The 18,438-nt window shown below is 71.8% G+C and carries 13 protein-coding genes and 3 pseudogenes; 11 read left to right on the top strand and 5 right to left on the bottom strand.

Translation table 11 applies throughout. From position 1 onward, the window contains the following. Window positions 1-6 precede the first annotated feature (6 nt). The 6 genes and pseudogenes from M2157_RS08060 to M2157_RS49100 all read left to right on the top strand — a co-directional run bounded on the left by M2157_RS08060 (window position 7) and on the right by M2157_RS49100 (window position 4,022). Window positions 7-513 (top strand): cytochrome c oxidase assembly protein, encoded by a 507-nt coding sequence (locus M2157_RS08060; RefSeq protein WP_280864875.1) that lies wholly within the window; start codon window positions 7-9, stop codon window positions 511-513. Next, entirely contained in the window at window positions 510-1,082 is a 573-nt protein-coding gene (locus M2157_RS08065) for a hypothetical protein (protein WP_280861139.1), read from the top strand. The genes M2157_RS08060 and M2157_RS08065 overlap by 4 nt, the downstream gene beginning before the upstream one ends. Window positions 1,083-1,213: 131 nt before the next feature. Next, window positions 1,214-1,784 (top strand): annotated as a pseudogene (locus tag M2157_RS08070) (hemerythrin domain-containing protein). A 129-nt stretch (window positions 1,785-1,913) separates the two neighbouring features. Continuing rightward, the gene (locus tag M2157_RS08075) at window positions 1,914-3,134 is read left to right on the top strand and encodes a PP2C family protein-serine/threonine phosphatase (protein WP_280864876.1); all 1,221 of its coding nucleotides are present in this window, start codon (window positions 1,914-1,916) and stop codon (window positions 3,132-3,134) included. A gap of 109 nt (window positions 3,135-3,243) precedes the next feature. Then, complete coding sequence (locus M2157_RS49095; RefSeq protein ID WP_348541785.1) at window positions 3,244-3,717, top strand: hypothetical protein; 474 nt, start codon at window positions 3,244-3,246, stop codon at window positions 3,715-3,717. Next, window positions 3,633-4,022 (top strand): SDR family oxidoreductase, encoded by a 390-nt coding sequence (locus tag M2157_RS49100; protein WP_348541786.1) that lies wholly within the window; start codon window positions 3,633-3,635, stop codon window positions 4,020-4,022. The genes M2157_RS49095 and M2157_RS49100 overlap by 85 nt, the downstream gene beginning before the upstream one ends. 4 nt (window positions 4,023-4,026) lie before the next feature. Here the strand turns inward: M2157_RS49100 and M2157_RS08085 are convergent, their stop codons facing one another. Next, a complete protein-coding gene (locus M2157_RS08085; RefSeq protein ID WP_280863722.1) occupies window positions 4,027-5,913 on the bottom strand; it encodes an ABC transporter ATP-binding protein in 1,887 nt (628 codons plus the stop codon). 150 nt (window positions 5,914-6,063) lie between these two features. Between M2157_RS08085 and M2157_RS08090 the strand changes: the two genes are divergently transcribed. Next, a complete protein-coding gene (locus M2157_RS08090) occupies window positions 6,064-7,038 on the top strand; it encodes a lysylphosphatidylglycerol synthase transmembrane domain-containing protein (protein ID WP_280861141.1) in 975 nt (324 codons plus the stop codon). A 159-nt stretch (window positions 7,039-7,197) separates the two neighbouring features. Here M2157_RS08090 and M2157_RS08095 read toward each other — a convergent pair whose 3' ends face one another. Genes M2157_RS08095 through M2157_RS08105 form a run of 3 tightly spaced genes read right to left on the bottom strand, consistent with a single transcriptional unit; the run spans window position 7,198 to window position 11,470 of the window. Next, the gene (locus tag M2157_RS08095; RefSeq protein ID WP_280864877.1) at window positions 7,198-8,421 is read right to left on the bottom strand and encodes an FAD-dependent oxidoreductase; all 1,224 of its coding nucleotides are present in this window, start codon (window positions 8,419-8,421) and stop codon (window positions 7,198-7,200) included. Continuing rightward, a complete protein-coding gene (locus tag M2157_RS08100) occupies window positions 8,418-9,983 on the bottom strand; it encodes an FAD-dependent oxidoreductase (RefSeq protein WP_280864878.1) in 1,566 nt (521 codons plus the stop codon). Before M2157_RS08100 ends, M2157_RS08095 begins: the two co-directional genes overlap by 4 nt. Before the next feature lie 47 nt (window positions 9,984-10,030). Beyond that, window positions 10,031-11,470 (bottom strand): FGGY family carbohydrate kinase, encoded by a 1,440-nt coding sequence (locus M2157_RS08105; protein ID WP_280861145.1) that lies wholly within the window; start codon window positions 11,468-11,470, stop codon window positions 10,031-10,033. A gap of 286 nt (window positions 11,471-11,756) precedes the next feature. Between M2157_RS08105 and M2157_RS08110 the strand changes: the two are divergent. The 3 genes and pseudogenes from M2157_RS08110 to M2157_RS08120 form a co-directional block, all read left to right on the top strand. Continuing rightward, window positions 11,757-12,347: pseudogene (locus tag M2157_RS08110) on the top strand (hypothetical protein); the annotation flags it as partial. After that, window positions 12,347-13,213: pseudogene (locus tag M2157_RS08115) on the top strand (amino acid permease); the annotation flags it as partial. The pseudogenes M2157_RS08110 and M2157_RS08115, both read left to right, overlap by 1 nt. Window positions 13,214-13,373: 160 nt before the next feature. After that, complete coding sequence (locus tag M2157_RS08120) at window positions 13,374-14,459, top strand: mechanosensitive ion channel family protein (RefSeq protein ID WP_280863723.1); 1,086 nt, start codon at window positions 13,374-13,376, stop codon at window positions 14,457-14,459. A 5-nt stretch (window positions 14,460-14,464) separates the two neighbouring features. Here the strand turns inward: M2157_RS08120 and M2157_RS08125 are convergent, their stop codons facing one another. Beyond that, complete coding sequence (locus M2157_RS08125) at window positions 14,465-16,000, bottom strand: M1 family metallopeptidase (RefSeq protein WP_280864879.1); 1,536 nt, start codon at window positions 15,998-16,000, stop codon at window positions 14,465-14,467. Between the two features lie 206 nt (window positions 16,001-16,206). Here M2157_RS08125 and M2157_RS08130 point away from each other — a divergent pair, with 206 nt between their 5' ends. Beyond that, a complete protein-coding gene (locus M2157_RS08130; protein WP_280864880.1) occupies window positions 16,207-18,426 on the top strand; it encodes an NADP-dependent isocitrate dehydrogenase in 2,220 nt (739 codons plus the stop codon). The last annotated feature ends 12 nt before the right edge of the window (window positions 18,427-18,438 follow it).

Genomic DNA, 18,438 nt, shown 5'->3' on the forward strand with positions numbered 1-18,438 from the left:
GCCGGGATGACAGGCCGGAGGACCCTGGCAGCTGTCCTGGACATCGGCGGGCTCTGGCTGGTGTACCGCACGGAACTGTTCGCGGCCACAGCACACCGGCCGCCGGCGCACGGCGCGGTACAGGTGCACATGGTGGCGGCGGGACTGCTGTTCGCCCTCGCCGTGTGCGGGCTCGATCCGGTGCGTCGCCGCTGGAGTCTCGCCCTGCGCGGCGCGACCGTACTGGCCGCCGGCACCGCGCACGCCGTGCCGGCCCGCACGCTCTCCTCCCGGCCGCCGCCCGGCACCGGCTTCACCCCCGCCGACCTGCATCACGGGGCTCAGTGGATGTACCACGGGGGCGACCTCGTGGAAGCGGGCCTGGCCGTGGTGACGGGGGTGTGCCGGTACGCCGGCGCCAGACGTGCCCGGCCCCGCCGCCGGCGCCGAGTCGGCAGGACAGAGCGGTTGACCGGCCCGGCCGGGGCACTCGGAGACCATCACAGGACTCCGGCAGCCGGAGGGGAATCATGAACAGGACGGCACGGACCTCGCACGACGGTCCGACGCGGCAGAAGCGGCTGGTGATCTATCTCAACGACCACCTGGCCGGTGCGACGGCGGGTGTCGAGCTCGCCCGCCGGATGGCTCAGGAGCACCACGGTTCGGCCTACGGCGAGACCCTGGAGAGCCTGCGCAAGGAGATCTCGCAGGACCGACAGGCACTGGTACGCCTCCTCGCCGACCTCGACGTCCCCGTCAGGCACTACAAGACGTACGGAGCGTGGCTGGGCGAGAAGGCCGGGCGGATGAAGCCCAACGGCCGCCTGCTGCGCCGCTCCGGGCTCGCGCTGCTGGTCGAGCTCGAAGCGATGCGGCTGGGTGCGCAGGGCAAGGCCTCGCTGTGGCGCGGGCTGCTCGCCGCGTCGGCGCAGGACTCGCGTCTGGACGCCGACCGGCTGGAGGAGTTGCTGCGCAGGGCGGGGCAGCAGATCCGGACATTGGACGCCCTGCACGCGAGGGTCGCCACGGCACTGCTGTTTCCCATGACGGGGCAGGAACCGGCGTCGACGGCCACGGCAGGCACGAGCTCCTCGAGCTGACGGCCTTCGTCGGTCCGGCCGATTGGGCCCCACCACACCCTTCACACTTCGGTTACACGGCATACGCACGGGTACTCGCGGGAGCTCGACGTCGAGCCCGTGGAACGTCGCCTCCCGGGAGAGGAGCTGACATGGCCGGGATCGCGGCGAGCGACGCCGATGTCGTGGTCATGCTGATGCGTCAGCACGGTGACATCCGCAACCTCTTCGACGAGGTGGAGCGCACGGCCGGGGACGAGCGCCGGGCGGCGTTCCGGAACCTGGTGCGGCTTCTCGCCGTGCACGAGACGGCGGAGGAGGAGGTGATCCGTCCCTTCACCCGCACCTCCGTGCCGGACGGCGCGAAGGTGGCGGACGAGCGGCTGGCCGAGGAGCGGGAGGCGAAGGAACTCCTGTCGCGGCTCGACGGCATGGACACCGACGACGCCAAGTTCCTGCCCGAGCTCCAGACGCTGCGCCTCGACGTGATGAAGCACGCCCGCGCCGAGGATGCGGTACGAGTTCAACCACATCCGCCGCCACGCGGACCACGCCCGTCTGGCCTCCATGGCCACCGCCCTGAAGGCGGCCGAGGCAATGGCCCCGACCCACCCCCACCCCGGGACCGAGTCGGCGGCCAGGAACATGGTCCTGGGGCCGGTCGCCGCCCTGGTCGACCGCACGCGGGACGCCGTACGCAGGGCCATGGGCAAGGACGGCTGACCGGCCCGCGCCCTCGTCCGGCAACACGATCCTGGGCTGTGACCTCGGCAGTGACGGCCGCGGCTCAGGAGTCAGGTGCCCGGCTGCGGGTACGCGGTCGGTCTCCGAGCGCGTGACCGGGGTGGTGGGATGGTGAACACCGGGGACACCGGGCGGATGCTGCGGCAGCTGCTGCAGGCCGCACACACGGTGACGCTGGAGGAGTTGCCCGGCCTCCTCGCCGGCCAAGCGGGTGACGCCGGGTTGTACGACGTGGCCGTCTTCGCCGTCGACATCCGCGAGACGCTGCTGCGGCAGATCACCGGCCGCGGTCTCGACGCGGCGGCGGGCGGGGAGGAGATGCGGATCGACGGCACCCTGCCCGGGCGCGCCTACCAGCGCGTGACGCTCGTCGCCGAGACACCGGGCGGGGCACCGTCCCGGCGGCGGTGGTGGGTGCCGGTGACCGACGGCGTCGAGCGCATCGGGGTGCTCCGGGCGGACTCGGAGGACGGTGACGACCAGGCCGTACGGCAGAATCTGCGCGACCTCGCCTCGCTGGTGGCCCTGGTCCTGCTCAGCAAGCGGTCCTGCAGTGACTCCTTCGCCCGGCTGGTGCGCACCGAGCCGATGAACGTGGCGGCGGAGATGCAGTGGAAGCTGATGCCGCCCGCCGCCTTCGCCGGCCGTGACGTGACCCTGGGTGCCGCGAGCGAGCCCGCCTACGAGATGGGCGGTGACGCCTTCGACTACGCCCTGAGCGGCAGCATCCTGCATCTGTCCGTGTTCGACGCGATGGGCCATGACACCACCGCGGGGATCACCGCGAACGTGGCGGTGGCCGCCTGCCGCAACGCCCGCCGCCAGGGGGCCTCGCTCGCCGAGACGAGCCGCGCCGTCGAGGACGTGCTCGTGGCCCACTTCGGGACCAGCCGCTACGTCACCGGCGTCCTCGCCGACCTCGATCTCGACACCGGGCATCTGACCTGGATCAACCGCGGTCACCCGCTGCCGCTCGTCGTCCGGGACAATCGCTGGACCATCGAGCTCGACTGCCCGCCGGCCGGGCCGATGGGCGCGGGCCTGGGGCTGCCGATCGTCGTCAGCCGTCAGCAGCTGGAGCCCGGCGACCGGCTGCTGCTGTACACCGACGGGATCGTCGAGGCCCGCGACACCGAGGGAGAGCGGTTCGGCCGTGAGCGGTTCGTCGACTTCGTCGTCCGCCACCACTCCGGCCGCCAGCCCCTGCACGAGACCCTGCGTCGGCTGATGCACGCCGTCCTCGACCACCACTGCGGCCGCCTGGACGACGACGCCACCGTCCTGCTGACCGAATGGCGCGCCGGCCACCAGCACCGGCTCGTCCCCTGACTCCTTCGACTCCTTCGACTCCTTCGCCGGTTCCGGCTTTTCCCCCGCGGGGCCAGGGCACCCGCGCCCGGTCATGGTCGTTTCCCGACGGACCTCGCAAGGAGGCGTGATGCAGGAGCAGGGCCGGGACCGGATCAACGCCCCTCCGGTGATCACCTCGGAACCCACTCCGGACTTCCCCGAGCGGAAGCAGGATCCGCCGGGCCTCGAGTCCGATATGGACCCCAGGCCCCGGTACCGGGCCGAGCGCTACCGGGCGGCGGGCAAACTGACCGGCAAGGTGGCCCTGATCACCGGAGGCGACTCCGGCATCGGCCGTGACGAGACCCGGCAGGTGGTCGAGGAGCAGGGCCGCAGGTGTCTCCTGCTGCCGGGCGACCTGTGCGAGCCGGAGTTCTGCCGGGACGTCGTCGAGCGCACCGTGCGGGAGCTCGGGCGGTTGAACATCCTGGTCAGCAACGCCGCCTACCTCACGCCTACGCCTACTTCCACCTGGTCATGGCCGCCCTTCCGCACCTGGACAAGGGTGACTCGATCATCGCCACGGCCACGGAGGAAGCCCTCAAGGGCACTACCACCATGATCGACTACGCGGCTTCGAAGGCCGCCCTGATCACCTTCACCAAGTCCATCGCCCCGCATCTGGCGGCGCGGGGCGTGCGGGCCAACGTCGTGGCCCCCGGCCCCACCTGGACGGTTCTGAACGTCGCCGACCGGCACATGCCGCCCGGCGACCTGGCCCAGGTGGGCAGCGAGACGCCCGTCGGCCGACCGGCGCAGCCGGAGGAGATCACCCCGGCCTACGTGTTCCCGGCGTCGGACGCGGACTCGAGCTTCGTCACGGGAGAGGTCCTCGCGGTCACCGGTGGTGAGACGGACACCCGCTGACGGGCTACGCCACGGCTGTCTCGGCCACCCCGCCGTCGTGCGAGGCGAACTGGGTCCGGTACAGCTCCGCGTACCGGCCGTCGAGCACGAGCAGTTCCTCGTGCGTCCCCCGTTCCACGATCCGCCCGTCCTCGACCACCAGGATCTGGTCGGCCGCGCGGACCGTGGACAGCCGGTGGGCGATCACGATCGCCGTCCTGTCCTCCAGCGCCTCGGCGAGCGCCTCCTGAACGGCGGCCTCCGAGGTGTTGTCCAGGTGGGCGGTGGCCTCGTCGAGGATGACCACACGCTGGCGGGCCAGCAGGAGGCGGGCGATGGTCATGCGCTGACGCTCGCCGCCGGAGAGCCGGTAGCCGCGCTCGCCGACCACGGTGTCGAGACCGTCCGGCAGGGACCGGACGAGGTCGTCCAGGCGGGAGCGGCGCAGGGCGTCCCACAGTTCGGCCTCGGTCGCCCCGGGGCGGGCCAGCAGCAGGTTCGCGCGGACCGTGTCGTGGAAGAGATGGCCGTCCTGGGTGACCATGCCGAGGGTGGCCCGCAGGGACCCGGCGGTCAGGTCGCGGACGTCGACGCCGCCGATGCGTACGGCGCCCTCGTCCACGTCGTAGAGCCGCGGCAGCAGTTGCGCGACGGTCGACTTCCCGGCGCCGGAGGAGCCGACGAGGGCGACGGTCTGGCCGGGTTCGGCGCGGAAGGAGACGCCGTGCAGGACCTCGGCGCCGCCGCGGGTGTCGAGGGAGGCGACCTCCTCCAGGGAGGCCAGGGAGACCTTGTCGGCGGAGGGGTAGCCGAAGCGGACGTCGGAGAACTCCACGGCGACCGGTCCCTCGGGGACCTCGCGGGCGTCCGGCTTGTCCTCGATCAGCGGCTTCAGATCGAGTACCTCGAAGACCCGCTCGAAGCTGACCAGCGCGCTCATGACCTCGACGCGGGCGCCGGCGAGGGCGGTGAGCGGGGCGTACATGCGGGTCAGGAGCAGCGCGAGGGAGACCACGGCGCCGGGTTCCAGGCTGCCGCGCAGGGCGAACCAGCCGCCGAGGCCGTAGACCAGGGCGAGCGCCAGCGCGGAGACCAGGGTCAGGGCGGTGATGAACACCGACTGGGCGGTGGCGGTCCGCACCCCGATGTCGGCCACGCGGCGGGCCCGGGCCGCGAACTCCTCGGACTCCTGCTCGGGGCGGCCGAAGAGCTTGACCAGGGTGGCTCCGGGCGCCGAGAACCGCTCGGTCATCCGCGTGCCCATGGCCGCGTTCAGCGCGGCCGCCTCCCGCTGCATCCGGGCCATCCGGCTGCCCATGCGGCGGGCCGGGATCACGAACACCGGGAGCAGCGCGAGCGCGAGCAGGGTGATCTGCCAGGACAGGGTGAGCATCACCACAAGGGTCAGCAGCAGGGTGACCAGGTTGCTGACCACGCCTGACAGGGTGTTGCTGAAGGCGCGCTGCGCGCCGATGACGTCATTGTTGAGACGGGAGACCAGCGCTCCCGTACGAGTGCGTGTGAAGAACGCGACCGGCATGCGCTGCACATGATCGAACACAGCCGTCCGCAGATCGAGGATGAGTCCCTCCCCCAACGCGGCCGACAGTCGTCTGCCGAGGACGCCGAGGGCGGCCTCCGCGACCGCGATCAGGGCGATGAGCAGGGCCAGGCGTACGACCTTGCCCTCGTCGTCGCCCGACACGATCGCGTCGACGATGTGTCCGGCCAGTACGGGCGTGGCGACGGCGAGCAGCGCGGTCGCCACCCCGAGTACCACGAAGCGGGCGATACGGGTACGGTGCGGGCGGGCGAACGAGCCGATGCGGCGCAGTGTCGCGCGGGCGAACGGGCGGCGCTCCTGCTCGGCGGTCATGACACTGTGCAGCTGTGTCCAGGCTGTGGTCTCCATGCTCATGGGAGAGAACCTAGAACCTCGAGCGTTATTGAGGTCAACGCCCGAACATCAATCGCCCGACCGAAGGACTCGATGACCGTACGTAAGACCCTGGCCCCGCTTCCGCAACCCGCCGTTGGGGCGGCGAGGAAAGCCTCTCCCGATGTGACAGCGGTAGAACTCCCCCAGGGACGCCCTCCCCAGCGCCTCCCCGTCCGCCGTATCCGACAGATCCTGTGTCTGGTCCCGCTCCTGCTGGTCACCCTGGTGGCCGTGCGGCACCGGTCGGTGCTCGCCGAGGGCTTCGGCCATCTGAAGCACGCCGAGTGGCCGTGGCTCCTCGCCGCGGCCGGTGCCACATCTCTGACCTGGGTGGCCGCCTCCTTCACCCGGCAGGGCGCGGTGGTGGAGCGGCTGCCCCGGCGGCGGCTGCTGGCGACACAGTTCGCGGCGGGCGCGGCGAACCATCTGCTGCCGACGGGCCTCGGCGCGGGGGCGGTCAATCTGCGCTTCATGACCGTGTGCGGTGTCTCGCTCGCCCGCTCCTCGGCCGCGCTCGCCCTGTATCTGCTGGCGGAGTCGATCGGCCGGCTCACTCTGCTGGCCGTGCTGTTCGTCGCCTTCCCGGACGCGCTGCGCCTCGACGGGCTGCTGCCCGAAACCGCGGTGGGTCCGCTGCTGCTGGGCCTGGGCGCGGTGCTCGTGGTGGCCGTGGGCGTGCTCGCGGGTGTCCGCCGGGTGCGGACGGCCGTGGGCTCCTTCCTGCGGACCGCGCTGTGCGAGGCCCGCTCGGTGCACACCCGCCCGTCCCGGGCGCTCGCGCTGTGGGGCGGTTCGCTCGCCTTCCCGGCGCTGCAGGCGGCCGGGCTGGCCGCGGTGGGGCAGGCACTGGGGCTGCCGGTGCCGCCGTTGCACATGGCCGTGGCGTATCTGGCGGCGACCTGCGCGGTGGCGCTGGTGCCCACACCGGGCGGGGTCGGCTCGGTGGAGGCGGCCCTCGTGGTGGCCCTGGTGGCGGCCGGCGGCCCGGCGGCCGTGGCCACGGCGGTCGTGCTCGCCTACCGGATCATCACGGTCTGGGTACCGCTGGTGCCGGGGGCGCTGACGCTGGGTGCGCTGGTGCGACTGAAGGTGATCTGACCCGGGGGTCGCGCACCGGGCGCGGGTTCACCGATTGGTGATCAGCTCGGTGGGGGCGGCTCTCGTCGTGGCGCTGGGGGCGGCCGGGTGGCCGTGGCCACGGCGGGAGGTGCTCGCTGAGGGTGATCTGACCCGGGTGGCGCGCGCCAGGGCCCGGGGTCACCGATTGGTGAGCCGCACGTGCACCGGGCCGCCCTCGGGGTCGACCTGGTGCGTCCAGCGGGCGGTCAGGGTGATGGTCCGGTTCGGGGCCGCCGTGCGCAGGCGTGCGCGGTGCAGGGTGCGGCCGGCCTGGGTGATGTGCAGGACCGGGCGGGTCAGCGGGGCCGCCGTGCGCAGGAGGTACGGCAGGCGGTCGGCCGGGGTGACGCGGTTCGGGGCGATCCAGCGCAGGGACGGGTCGGCCGACAGGGGGACGCCGTCGGGGCGTTCGGCTCCGGCGAGGGTCTCCAGGACGGCACCGGCCACGTGCGCGCCCTCCCGGGCCGCGGTCGCCGCGCTCTCCACGGGGTGCAGCACGCTGCCGACGGCGAACACGCCGGGCCGTGAGGTGTGCAGTGAACCGTCGACCACCGGGCCGCGTGTGCCGGTGTCCAGGGCCAGGCCGCCCCGTCGGGCGAGCTCGTGGTCGGGCACGAAGTCACCGGTGAAGACGACGGTGTCGCAGGGCAGTACGGCCGTTCTGCCGTCGCGGTGCCGGACGCGCAGACCTGACAGCCGGCCGTGGCCGAGGAGTTCGGTGACCGTGGTGTCGGTGAGGAGCGGAATCCCCTGGCGGAGGCGGGCGTCGGTGGCGCGGACGGGTGTGGTCTGCGGTCGGGGAAGCTCGGTGAGCATGGCGACGACCACCGCTCCGGCGGCCCGTACGGTGGCGGCGGCCGCGTAGGAGACGTCCTCGGCGCCGACCACGACCGCGCGCTCACCGATGTGCTGCCCGTAGAGGTGCACGGCCTGCTGGAGTTCGCCCGTGGTGTACACGCCGGCCGGACGGGTGCCGGGCACCAGCCGTGCCGAGCACGGCCGTTCGCGGGCACCCGTGGCCAGGACGACCGCACGTGCCCGGACCGTCTCCGGACCGCGTGGACCCACGGTGTGCAGGGACAGCGGCCCCGCCCAGTCGAGGGCGGTGACTCCGGTGCGTACGGCGGCTCCGGCGCCCTCGGCGGCGGTGACGAGGAGTCGCGCGTAGGCGGGGCCGGTCAGGGGACGCGTCCAGGTGCCGTAGCCGCCGTGGGCACAGTGCCGTGGCACTCCCCCGGCCTGTGGTTCCCGGTCCAGGATCTCGACCCCGGCCGCTCCGGCGGCGGCCAGCCGGGCGGCGGCCGTGAGTCCGGCGGGCCCCGCGCCGACGATCAGGACGCCGACCTCACGCGTCGCATTCATGGCTGTCCCTTCTCGAACAGTTCCCGCACCGCCGCCCCGCAGTGGAACCCCTGGCACCGCCCCGCCCGCGCCCGGGTCCGGCGGCGCAGTCCGTCGAGGCCGGCCGGGGGGATGGTGGCGGTGAGGGCATCACGGATCTCGCCCCGGGTCACGCGCTCGCAGTGGCAGACGAGGGTGCCGTACTCGGGGTCCGCGGCGATGAGTTCGGGCCGCTGGTAAGGCCGGGGGAAGGCCTCGCCGAGGTTGGGCATGCGCACCGGTTCCAGCTCCTCGGCGGGCCCGAGGTCCAGCCCGGAGTCGGCGAGCAGCCGCGTCACGTGCGCGGCGATGGCGAGCGAGGCGGTCAGTCCGGTCGAGCGGATGCCGCCGACGGTGACGTACGCCTGCTCGGGGTGGGCCGAGATGCGGTAGTCCTCGTGCTCGGTGGCGGCGCGCAGGCCCGCGTAGACGGCGGTGACCTCCTCGTCGAGCAGGCCGGGCAGGATGCGTCGGCCCTTGGCGCGGAGTCCTTCCAGGCCGTCGGCGGTCGATCCGGTGGCCCGTTTGTCGGTGAGGTCCTCGGCGGTGGGGCCGAGGAGGACGTTGCCGTACACCGTGGGGGCGACCAGGACACCCTTGCCGAGTGCCGTGGGAACGGGCAGGAGGATGTGCCGCACGAGGTCGCGGGCGAACTTGTCGAAGACGAGGAGCTGGCCGCGGCGCGGGGTGACGGTGAAGTCGGTGTGGCCGAGGGCGCGGTCGAGCGTGTCGGCGTGCAGACCGGCGGCGTTGACGAGCCAGTGCGTGCGCAGAGTGCCCCGGGAGGTCGTCAGGTGGTGCTCGCCGTCGCGGTGACTCGCCTGTTCCAGGCGGGTGTTGAGGTGGAGGTCGACGCCGTTGCGGACGGCCTGGGTGGCGTACGCCAGGGTCGTGGTCCAGGGGCAGATGATGCCCTCGCCGGGGACGTGCAGGGCGCCGAGCGCGCCGGGGCCGAGGTGCGGTTCGCGGTCGTAGAGCTCCGTGGCTCCCAACAGGCGGGTGTCCGCGTACGCGTTGCGCTCGGCCTTCTCCGCGAGGCGGGGCAGTGCGGCGAGTTGTTCCTCGTCCCAGGCGACGAGGAGGGCGCCGACGGGCTCGACGGGGATGCCCGTCTCCGCCGCGTACGCGGCGAGCTGTCGTGACCCTTCGCGGACCAGGCGGGCCTCCAGAGAGCCGGGGGTGGCGTCGAAGCCGGTGTGCAGGATCGCGGTGTTGGCCTTCGAACTGCCCTGGCCGATGTCGTCCTGCGCTTCGACGAGGGCGATGCGGAGGTGGGGGTGGCGGGCGAGGGTGCGGGCGATCGCGGCGCCCACGACTCCGGCGCCGATGACTGCGATGTCGTACGGCGACGCGGGGAGGGCGCCTTGGCGGGTGAGCGTGCCATCTGTGCCGGGTTTCGGCTGCGGCGCCGTCGTGGCCGGCCGAGCCCAGGGGCTGAGCCGCACGTCGATACGGTCCCGCGCCCCGTCCGGGCGCGGCCCGGCCTTCGCCCTCATCCCGAAGACCCGTCGAGCAGCGTCGCGACCGCCCTCCAGAAGCCGCACATCGATACGGTCCCGCGCCCCGTCCGGGCGCGGCCCGGCCCTCGCCCTCATCCCGAAGACCCGTCGAGCAACGTCGCGACCGCCCTCCGGAAGCCGGCCAGCCGCTCCCTCGCCTCTTCGGCCGACACTCGCGGCTCGTACACCGCCGCCGGCTTCCAGTCGGGCAGGGCGTCGGTCACCGTCAGACCCGGTTCCGCACCGGTACGGGCCAGCGCCCCCACCCCCAGCGCCGTCGCGTCCGGCATTGCCGACACCTCCACCGGCCGTTGCAGCAGGTCCGCCTGGGTCTGCATGAGCAGGGCGGACCGGGTGAGGCCACCGTCGACGCGCAGTACGTCCAGGGGCGAGCCGAGGTCCCTCGCGGCGGCCTCGGCGAGCTCCACGACCTGGGCGGCCAGCCCCTCGCACAGGGCCCGCACCAGCTGTCCCGGACCGGTGTCGAGGCCCAGGCCGGTGAGGGAGCCGCGCAGGTCGCCCCGCCACCAGGGGGCCGCGAGCCCGGCGAGGGCAGGCACGAAGGTGACCCCACCGCTGTCGGGGACCGCACCGCCCACGGCGTCGAGGTCGGCGGCGCCCTCGATGACACCCAGGTCGGTGAGCCAGCGGACCGCTGACGCGGCCGTGTACACCTGGCCGTCGAGGCAGTAACCGGCCCGCCCGCCGAGTTGCCAGGCCACACAGCTCACCAGTCCCGAATCACCGCGCCGGGGCACGGACCCGGTGTGCGCGAGCAGGAACGCGCCTGTGCCGTACGTGCACTTGGCGCCGCCGGGTGCGGTGATGCGCTGGGCGAGCAGGGCGGCCTGCTGGTCGACGGCCAGACCGGTGAGCGGTATCTCGGGTCCGAAGTCCCGTGTCACACCGACTTGTCGGGCGTTGTCGACGACCTCCGGGAGGCGTTCCGCGGCGAGGCCGTACAGGTCGAGGGCGCGCGCGGACCACTGCGCCCGGTCGAGGTCGAGGAGCTGGGTGCGTCCCGCGGTGGCCGCGTCCGTGACGAAGGCTCCGGTGAGCCGGTGGACCAGCCAGGCGTCGCTGGTGGTGACGACTCCCTCGCGGGTGAGATGCCGTCGTATCCAGGCCATCTTGGGCGCGGCGAAGTACGGGTCGAGCGGAAGGCCGGTCAGTTCACGCAACTCATCGGCGGACGGGGAGAGTTCCGTGCACACGCTCTGTGCCCGGCGGTCCTGCCAGACGAGCGCGTCGGTGAGCGGACGGCCCGTCGCCGGGTCCCAGGCCAGCACGGTCTCGCCCTGGTTCGCGAGGCCCAGCGCCACCACGGGTTCACCGGCCTCCGCCAGCGCCCGCGAACCCGCCTCGATCACCGAGTCGTACAGCTCCGCGGGATCGACCTCGACGAGTCCGCCGGGCAGGTGGCGGGGCCGCACCTCGGCGAATCCGCTGCCGATGACACCGCGCTCGGGGCAGATCACCAGGGCCTTGGTGCCGGACGTGCCCTGATCGACGGCAAGCACCGGACCGGTCATCAGGTCCCTCCCTGAGTGATCACGGTCCGACAGCCTGCCGTCGCCGTCCGTGCCGCGTCAAGGGGCCCCCGGCAGCGGCGAATCGGTCGCGTCGACTGGCCGATCACCAGTCAACTCCCCTTCTGTGAAAAGAAGTTCTGAATGATCGCGAAGGTGATGTGCCCTCGAATCCACGCCCCTATAGTGACCTCCGACCAACGCGATCTCCTCAACCGCCGCCCCGAGGAGGGCTGTTGTTACTCCACCTTGCCGTCCTGCCCGGTCACACGTCCGGGGCGGGCTGGTGATGGCCAGAGAAGGAGCACGCCCCGTCTACGATCCCGCCGGCCACGATCCGGAACTGCGCGCGGCCCTCCAGGAGGTCCGCGCCGGGCGGTGGATGTCGATGCGCACGCTGCTGGAACGGACCACCGCCTGGTGGCAGTGGACCCAGCGCACCCAGGTGCTGGCCGCGGCGGCCGCGGGCACCGACGTCGTCCGGACCTGGCTCACCGAGGAGCCCGGAAGTGTGCCGGCCACGGTGATGCGGGCCAGGGTCGCCGTGGAGCGCGCGCTGCGGGCCCGGCGCGAGCACCACCGCCGTACGCACGAACTGTGGATCGAGGCCTGGGACGTCAGCCGGACCGCAGCCCGGGTCGCGGCCCACGACCCGGTGCCCTGGGTGTGCCTGCTGGCCCTGGCCCAGCTGGACCACCGGCTGCTGTGGGAGGAGCACCGCGTCGAACCGCCGGGGCCGATGCTGCCGCCGGGGCCGTGGGGTCTGCTGGCCGAGGCCGGCAAGCGGGACCCGTACAACCGTGAGGCCCACCACCGGATGCTTCAGTTCCTGTACGCGCGGGCGTCCTCGGGACGGCTGGCGGAGGCGGCCGGCTACGCACCGGCTGGCACAACCCCGTCTACGTGGCCGCGATCGGCCTGCTGCTCGCGCAGTACACGTTCTCCGGCTACGACGCCTCCGCCCATTTGTCCGAGGAAACCTCCAACGCGTCGGTCTCGGCGGCGAAGGGCATCGTGCGCTCCATCTGGGTGTCGTGGATCGCCGGGTTCGTGCTGCTCGCGGGGCTCACCTTCGCGATCCAGGACTACGACGCCACGCGCACCAGTGAGACCGGGGTGCCGCCGGCGCAGATCCTGCTCGACGGCCTCGGTACGGACGGCGCGAGCGCACTCCTGGTCGTGGTGATCGTGGCGCAGCTGTTCTGCGGCAACGCCGAGGTGGCCGCGGCCAGCCGGATGGTGTTCGCGTTCAGCCGGGACAAGGCCCTGCCGGGTTCGGCGCTCTGGCGGAAGGTCAGCGCCCGTACCCAGACCCCGGTGGCCGCCGTATGGCTGTCGGTCGTGGTCGCCGGAGTGCTCGCCCTGCCCTCGCTGTACTCGGCGACCGCCTACGGCGCGGTGACCGCGATCAACGTCATCGGCATCACACCCGCGTACGCCATCCCCATCCTGCTGCGGCTGCGCGCGGGGAGCCGTTTTCAGCCGGGTCCGTGGAGCCTGGGGCGGTGGAGCAAGCCCGTCGGATGGACGGCTGTGGTGTGGGTGGCCTGTGTGACGGTGCTGTTCTGTCTGCCGCAGTCCTCGCCGGTGACGGTGGACACGATGAACTACGCCTCCGTCGCCCTGGCCGTCGTCCTGCTTCTTGCCACGGTGTGGTGGTTCGTGGCCCGGCGGTCGTACGGAACGCCCACGACCGCCGCGTACTCCGACCGGGAGCAGGCCGAACTCTCCGAGGGCATCGTCTGAAACCCCGCCGTCCGCCACCGGGCCGACTACGAACTCCCGTGCCGGATACGGCAGGATGAGCGGTCGCGTCGGCCACGGAACCTTCACACGGCCGACGCGATCGCACATCCCGCAATTTCGAACAGGTGGCAACGTGACGGCATTTCAACGGGATCTCACCATGGACGACATGGTCGGCGCCGGCATCGCCGTGGTGGCGGGCCTGGTGGCGGCTTTCCTGCTGCGCATGTTGCTCAAGTGGCTGGGCAAGCACGCGGACCGCACCAAGTGGGGCGGCGACGACGTCCTCGTGGCCGCGCTGCGGACCGTGGTGCCGTCGGCGGCGGTCGCGGGCGGCATCGCCGTCGCGGCGGCGGCGCTGCCGCTGACCAAGGCGGTCCAGCACACCGTCAACCAGGTGCTGACCGTGCTGCTGATCTTCGTCGTCACGGTGGCGGCGGCCCGGCTGGTCGCAGGGCTCGTGCGGACGGTCACCACGTCCCGCTCCGGGGTCGCCGGTTCGGCCACGATCTTCGTCAACATCACGAGGGTGCTGGTCCTGGCGATCGGTTTCCTGGTCGTCCTGCAGACCCTCGGCATCTCCATAGCGCCGATGCTCACCGCCCTCGGCGTCGGCGGTCTCGCGGTCGCGCTCGCCCTCCAGGACACCCTCGCCAACCTCTTCGCGGGCATCCACATCCTCGCCTCCAAGACCGTCCAGCCCGGCGACTACATCCGGCTGGCCAGCGGCGAGGAGGGCTACGTCGAGGACATCAACTGGCGCCAGACGACGGTCCGCGCGCTCTCCAACAACCTGATCGTCGTGCCCAACGGCGAGCTCGCCAAGACGAACATGACCAACTTCATGCGTCCCGAGCAGCAGTTGACGATCCTGGTGCAGGTCGGGGTGGCCTACGACAGCGATCTCGACCACGTCGAGCGGGTCACCTGCGAGGTCGTCACCCAGGTCATGACGGAGATCGAGGGCGCGGTCCCGGAGCACGAACCGCTGGTCCGCTTCCACACCTTCGGCGACTCCCGCATCGGCTTCACGGTCATCCTCGGCGTCGGCGAGTTCAGCGACCAGTTCCGGATCAAGCACGAGTTCATCAAGCAGCTGCACAAGCGCTACCGCGAGGAGGGCATCCGGATTCCGGCGCCGACGCGGACGGTGGCCCTCCAGCAGGGCTCGGTGTCGATTCCCCAGCAGCGCGGCGCGGAGACCGTGATCGAGCCGGGCGAGGTGCCCTCCGCCCGGCTCGACTGAGTCCGCTAGAGGGTCGCCGAGTTGTCGTGCCAGTGGCCGTCCGTCCGGTTCTGCGGCTGCCGCAGCGCGGAGCTGACCGGCGTCACCGTCCAGTCCGGGTGACCGGGCATCCTCGGGGTCCTGGTGCCGTAGAGCCAGTCCCGCAGGAAGCCTGACTGGTCGGAGCCGGAGACCTCCGAGGCGACCGCGATGTAGTCGCCGGTCGACGCCGAGGCGTTGCGGAAGCGCTCCAGGAAGGTGGACTCGATCGCGCTGAAGACGCTCTCGCCGACCTGCCGGCGCAGCGCGTACAGGACGAGGACGCCGCCGAGGTAGCGCTGGCTGTCGAAGAGGTTGGCCTCGTTCGGGGCGGCGACCGGGCCCGAGGTCCTGCGCCACTGGTCGCCGCGCGCGTAGGTGTCCTTCATGCGCGCTTCCATCGTGGTGAGACCGAGGGAGTCGGCCCAGCCGCGCTCGTAGCGGTAGAGCAGCCCGTAGAAGTCGGCGTGGCCCTCGTTGAGCCACAGGTCGGACCAGGTCGCCGGGCTCACGCTGTTGCCGAAGTAGGAGTGGACCAGCTCGTGCATCATGTGCGAGCCGATGCTCTTCTCCGCCTGAAGCAGGAAGTTCGGCTTGTACAGGGTGAGGGTCTGGGTCTCCAGACCCGTGAAGTCGAAGGCGTCCGAGGCGTCGTTGTTGCACGGCAGCAGGCCGTACGTCTCGAACGGGAAGGCCCCGAGCCGCTGCTCGATCCAGCTCACCAGGTTCGGCGTGAGAGCGAGCGCGGGCTCCAGAGCGGTGGCCCGGGCGGTCGGTACGACGTCCCTGAGCGGGAGTCCGTGCGGCCCCTGCCGGTCCTTGATCACGTAGTCGCCGACCGTGATCTGCACGATCTCGGTGGCGATCGGCTCCCGGGACCGGTAGCAGTACGCGGTCCGGCCGTCGCCGAGGTCCTCGGTGCTCACCAGATGGCCGCTCGCGACGCCCCTGAGTCCGACCGGGACGGTGATGCGGAAGGTGAAGTCCGCCTTGTCCGAGGGGTGGTCGTTGCACGGGAAGACGGTGTGCGCCGAGTGGGGCTGGGGGCAGACCGCGAAGCCGTCCGGGGTGGGCACCCAGGCGGTGTGGGCGAGGGCGGCCCGCGGGTCCGCCGTGTACGTCACGGTCACGGCCGCCGTGGTCCGCGCGGCCAGGGGGGCGGCCGGGGTGATCCGCAGCTTCTCGCCGGTCTGCTCCCGGGCGGCCGGGACGCCGTCGAGCAGCACCTCGTGCACGTCGAGGCCCAGCGCGTCCAGGGAGAGGCGGCTCAGCTCCTGGGTGGTGGTGAGCTTCAGGGTCGCCGTCGCGTCGACGAGCCGGGTCGTGGCGTCGTACGCGAGGTCGAGGTGATAGGCGAAGACGCGGTAGCCGTCATTGCCGAGGCTCGGGAAGACGGGATCCCCGAGGGTCTCCGGGCCAGGGGTGCCGGTCTCCGGGTCAGCGTGCGCCGGGGAGGCCACGGACAGGGCCGCCACGGTGCCGAGCAGAGCTGCCGGGGCCGTCACTCTGGTGCGATATCTCATGGTCTGCTTTCCCTCGGGCGGCCGGGTGGTCGGGTCCGGCCGTCGGATGAGTGCGATCAACCTGCATGACCACAAGATCAGACGCTTCGGTTGCCCCGGGGGAGGTGCGGGATCTTCGGAAGTAGGCGAGGACCGCTGTCGAGACCGGCGGGATCACGAGATATCTTGATGTCGAGCAATGTTGCAGACGTGGAGCGGAGCACCCGGTGACTGACTCGACCATCATCTATACGCACACTGACGAGGCCCCGGCCCTGGCGACGTATTCCTTCCTGCCGGTGGTCCAGGCGTACGCCTCGCAGGCGGGTGTCTCCGTGGAAACGCGGGACATCTCGCTGGCCGGGCGCATCATCGCCGTGTTCCCGGAGTACCTGACCGAGGACCAGCGGATCCCGGACGCCCTGCACGAGCTGGGCGAACTGGCCAAGACGCCCGAGGCCAACATCATCAAGCTGCCGAACGTCTCGGCGTCGATCCCGCAGCTCAAGGCCGCCGTCGCCGAGCTTCAGGCCCAGGGCTACGCGCTGCCGGACTACCCGGACGACCCGAAGACCGACGAGGAGCGGGACATCCAGGCCCGCTACGACAAGATCAAGGGTTCCGCCGTGAACCCGGTCCTGCGTGAGGGCAACTCCGACCGCCGCGCCCCGGCCTCGGTCAAGAACTACGCCAAGAACCACCCGCACCGCATGGGCGCCTGGTCGCCGGAGTCCAAGACCAACGTGGCGACGATGGGCGTGGACGACTTCCGCTCCACCGAGAAGTCCGTCGTGATCTCCGAGGCCGGCTCGCTGCGGATCGAGCTGGTCGGCGACGACGGCTCCACCACCGTGCTGCGCGAGTCCGTACCGGTTCTCGAGGGCGAGGTCGTCGACGCCTCGGTGCTGCACGTGGCCCCGCTGCGGGAGTTCCTCACCGCGCAGATCGCCCGCGCGAAGGCCGAGGACGTGCTGTTCTCCGTGCACCTGAAGGCCACGATGATGAAGGTCTCCGACCCGATCATCTTCGGTCACGTGGTGCGCGCGTTCTTCCCGAAGACCTTCGCTCAGTACGGCCAGACGCTCGCCGCGGCCGGCCTGACCCCGAACGACGGTCTGGGCGGCATCTACAAGGGCCTGGAGTCCCTGCCCGAGGGCGCCGCGATCAAGGCGTCCTTCGACGCCGAGCTCGCCGAGGGCCCTGCCCTGGCGATGGTCGACTCCGACAAGGGCATCACCAACCTGCACGTGCCGTCCGACGTGATCGTGGACGCCTCGATGCCGGCCATGATCCGCACCTCCGGCCACATGTGGGGCCCGGACGGCCAGGAGGCCGACACCCTCGCGGTGCTGCCGGACTCGTCGTACGCCGGTGTCTACCAGGCCGTGATCGAGGACTGCCGTGCCAACGGCGCCTACGACCCGTCGACCATGGGCTCCGTCCCGAACGTCGGCCTCATGGCGCAGAAGGCCGAGGAGTACGGCTCCCACGACAAGACCTTCGAGATCCGGACCACGGGCACGGTCCGCCTCGTCGACCAGAACGGCAACGCCGTCATCGAGCAGACGGTCTCCGCCGGCGACATCTTCCGCGCCTGCCAGACCAAGGACGCCCCGATCCGCGACTGGGTGAAGCTGGCCGTCACCCGCGCCCGCGCCACCGGCAACCCGGCCGTGTTCTGGCTGGACGAGACCCGCGCGCACGACGCCAACCTGATCGCCAAGGTCAACGCGTACCTCCCGGAGCACGACACCGAGGGCCTGGACATCCGGATCCTCAACCCAGTCGAGGCGACCAAGCTGTCGGTGGAGCGCATCCGCCGCGGCGAGGACACCATCTCCGTCACCGGCAACGTGCTGCGTGACTACCTGACCGACCTGTTCCCGATCCTGGAGCTGGGCACCAGCGCCAAGATGCTGTCGGTCGTCCCGCTGATGGCGGGCGGCGGCCTGTTCGAGACGGGCGCCGGCGGCTCCGCGCCGAAGCACGTCCAGCAGCTGGTCAAGGAGGACTACCTGCGCTGGGACTCCCTCGGTGAGTTCTTCGCGCTGGTCCCGTCCCTGGAGCAGTACGCCGACTTCACGGGCAACTCCCGTGCGAAGGTCCTCGCCCACACCCTCGACCGCGCCACGGCGACCTTCCTCAACGAGGACAAGTCCCCGACCCGTCGCGTCGGCGGCATCGACAACCGCGGCAGCCACTTCTACCTGTCCCTGTACTGGGCCCAGGAGCTGGCCGCGCAGACCGACGACGCGGACCTGGCGAAGGCCTTCGCCCCGCTCGCCGAGACGCTCGCCGCGAACGAGCAGAAGATCGTCGAAGAGCTGAACGCCGTCCAGGGCAAGCCGGCCGACATCGGCGGCTACTACCGGCCCGACCCGGCCAAGGCCGCGAAGATCATGCGCCCGTCGACGACGTGGAACGAGACGCTGGCGTCCTTGAGCTGACCCAGGCTCGCC

This window comes from Streptomyces sp. SAI-127, from assembly GCF_029894425.1.
Taxonomy (GTDB): domain Bacteria; phylum Actinomycetota; class Actinomycetes; order Streptomycetales; family Streptomycetaceae; genus Streptomyces.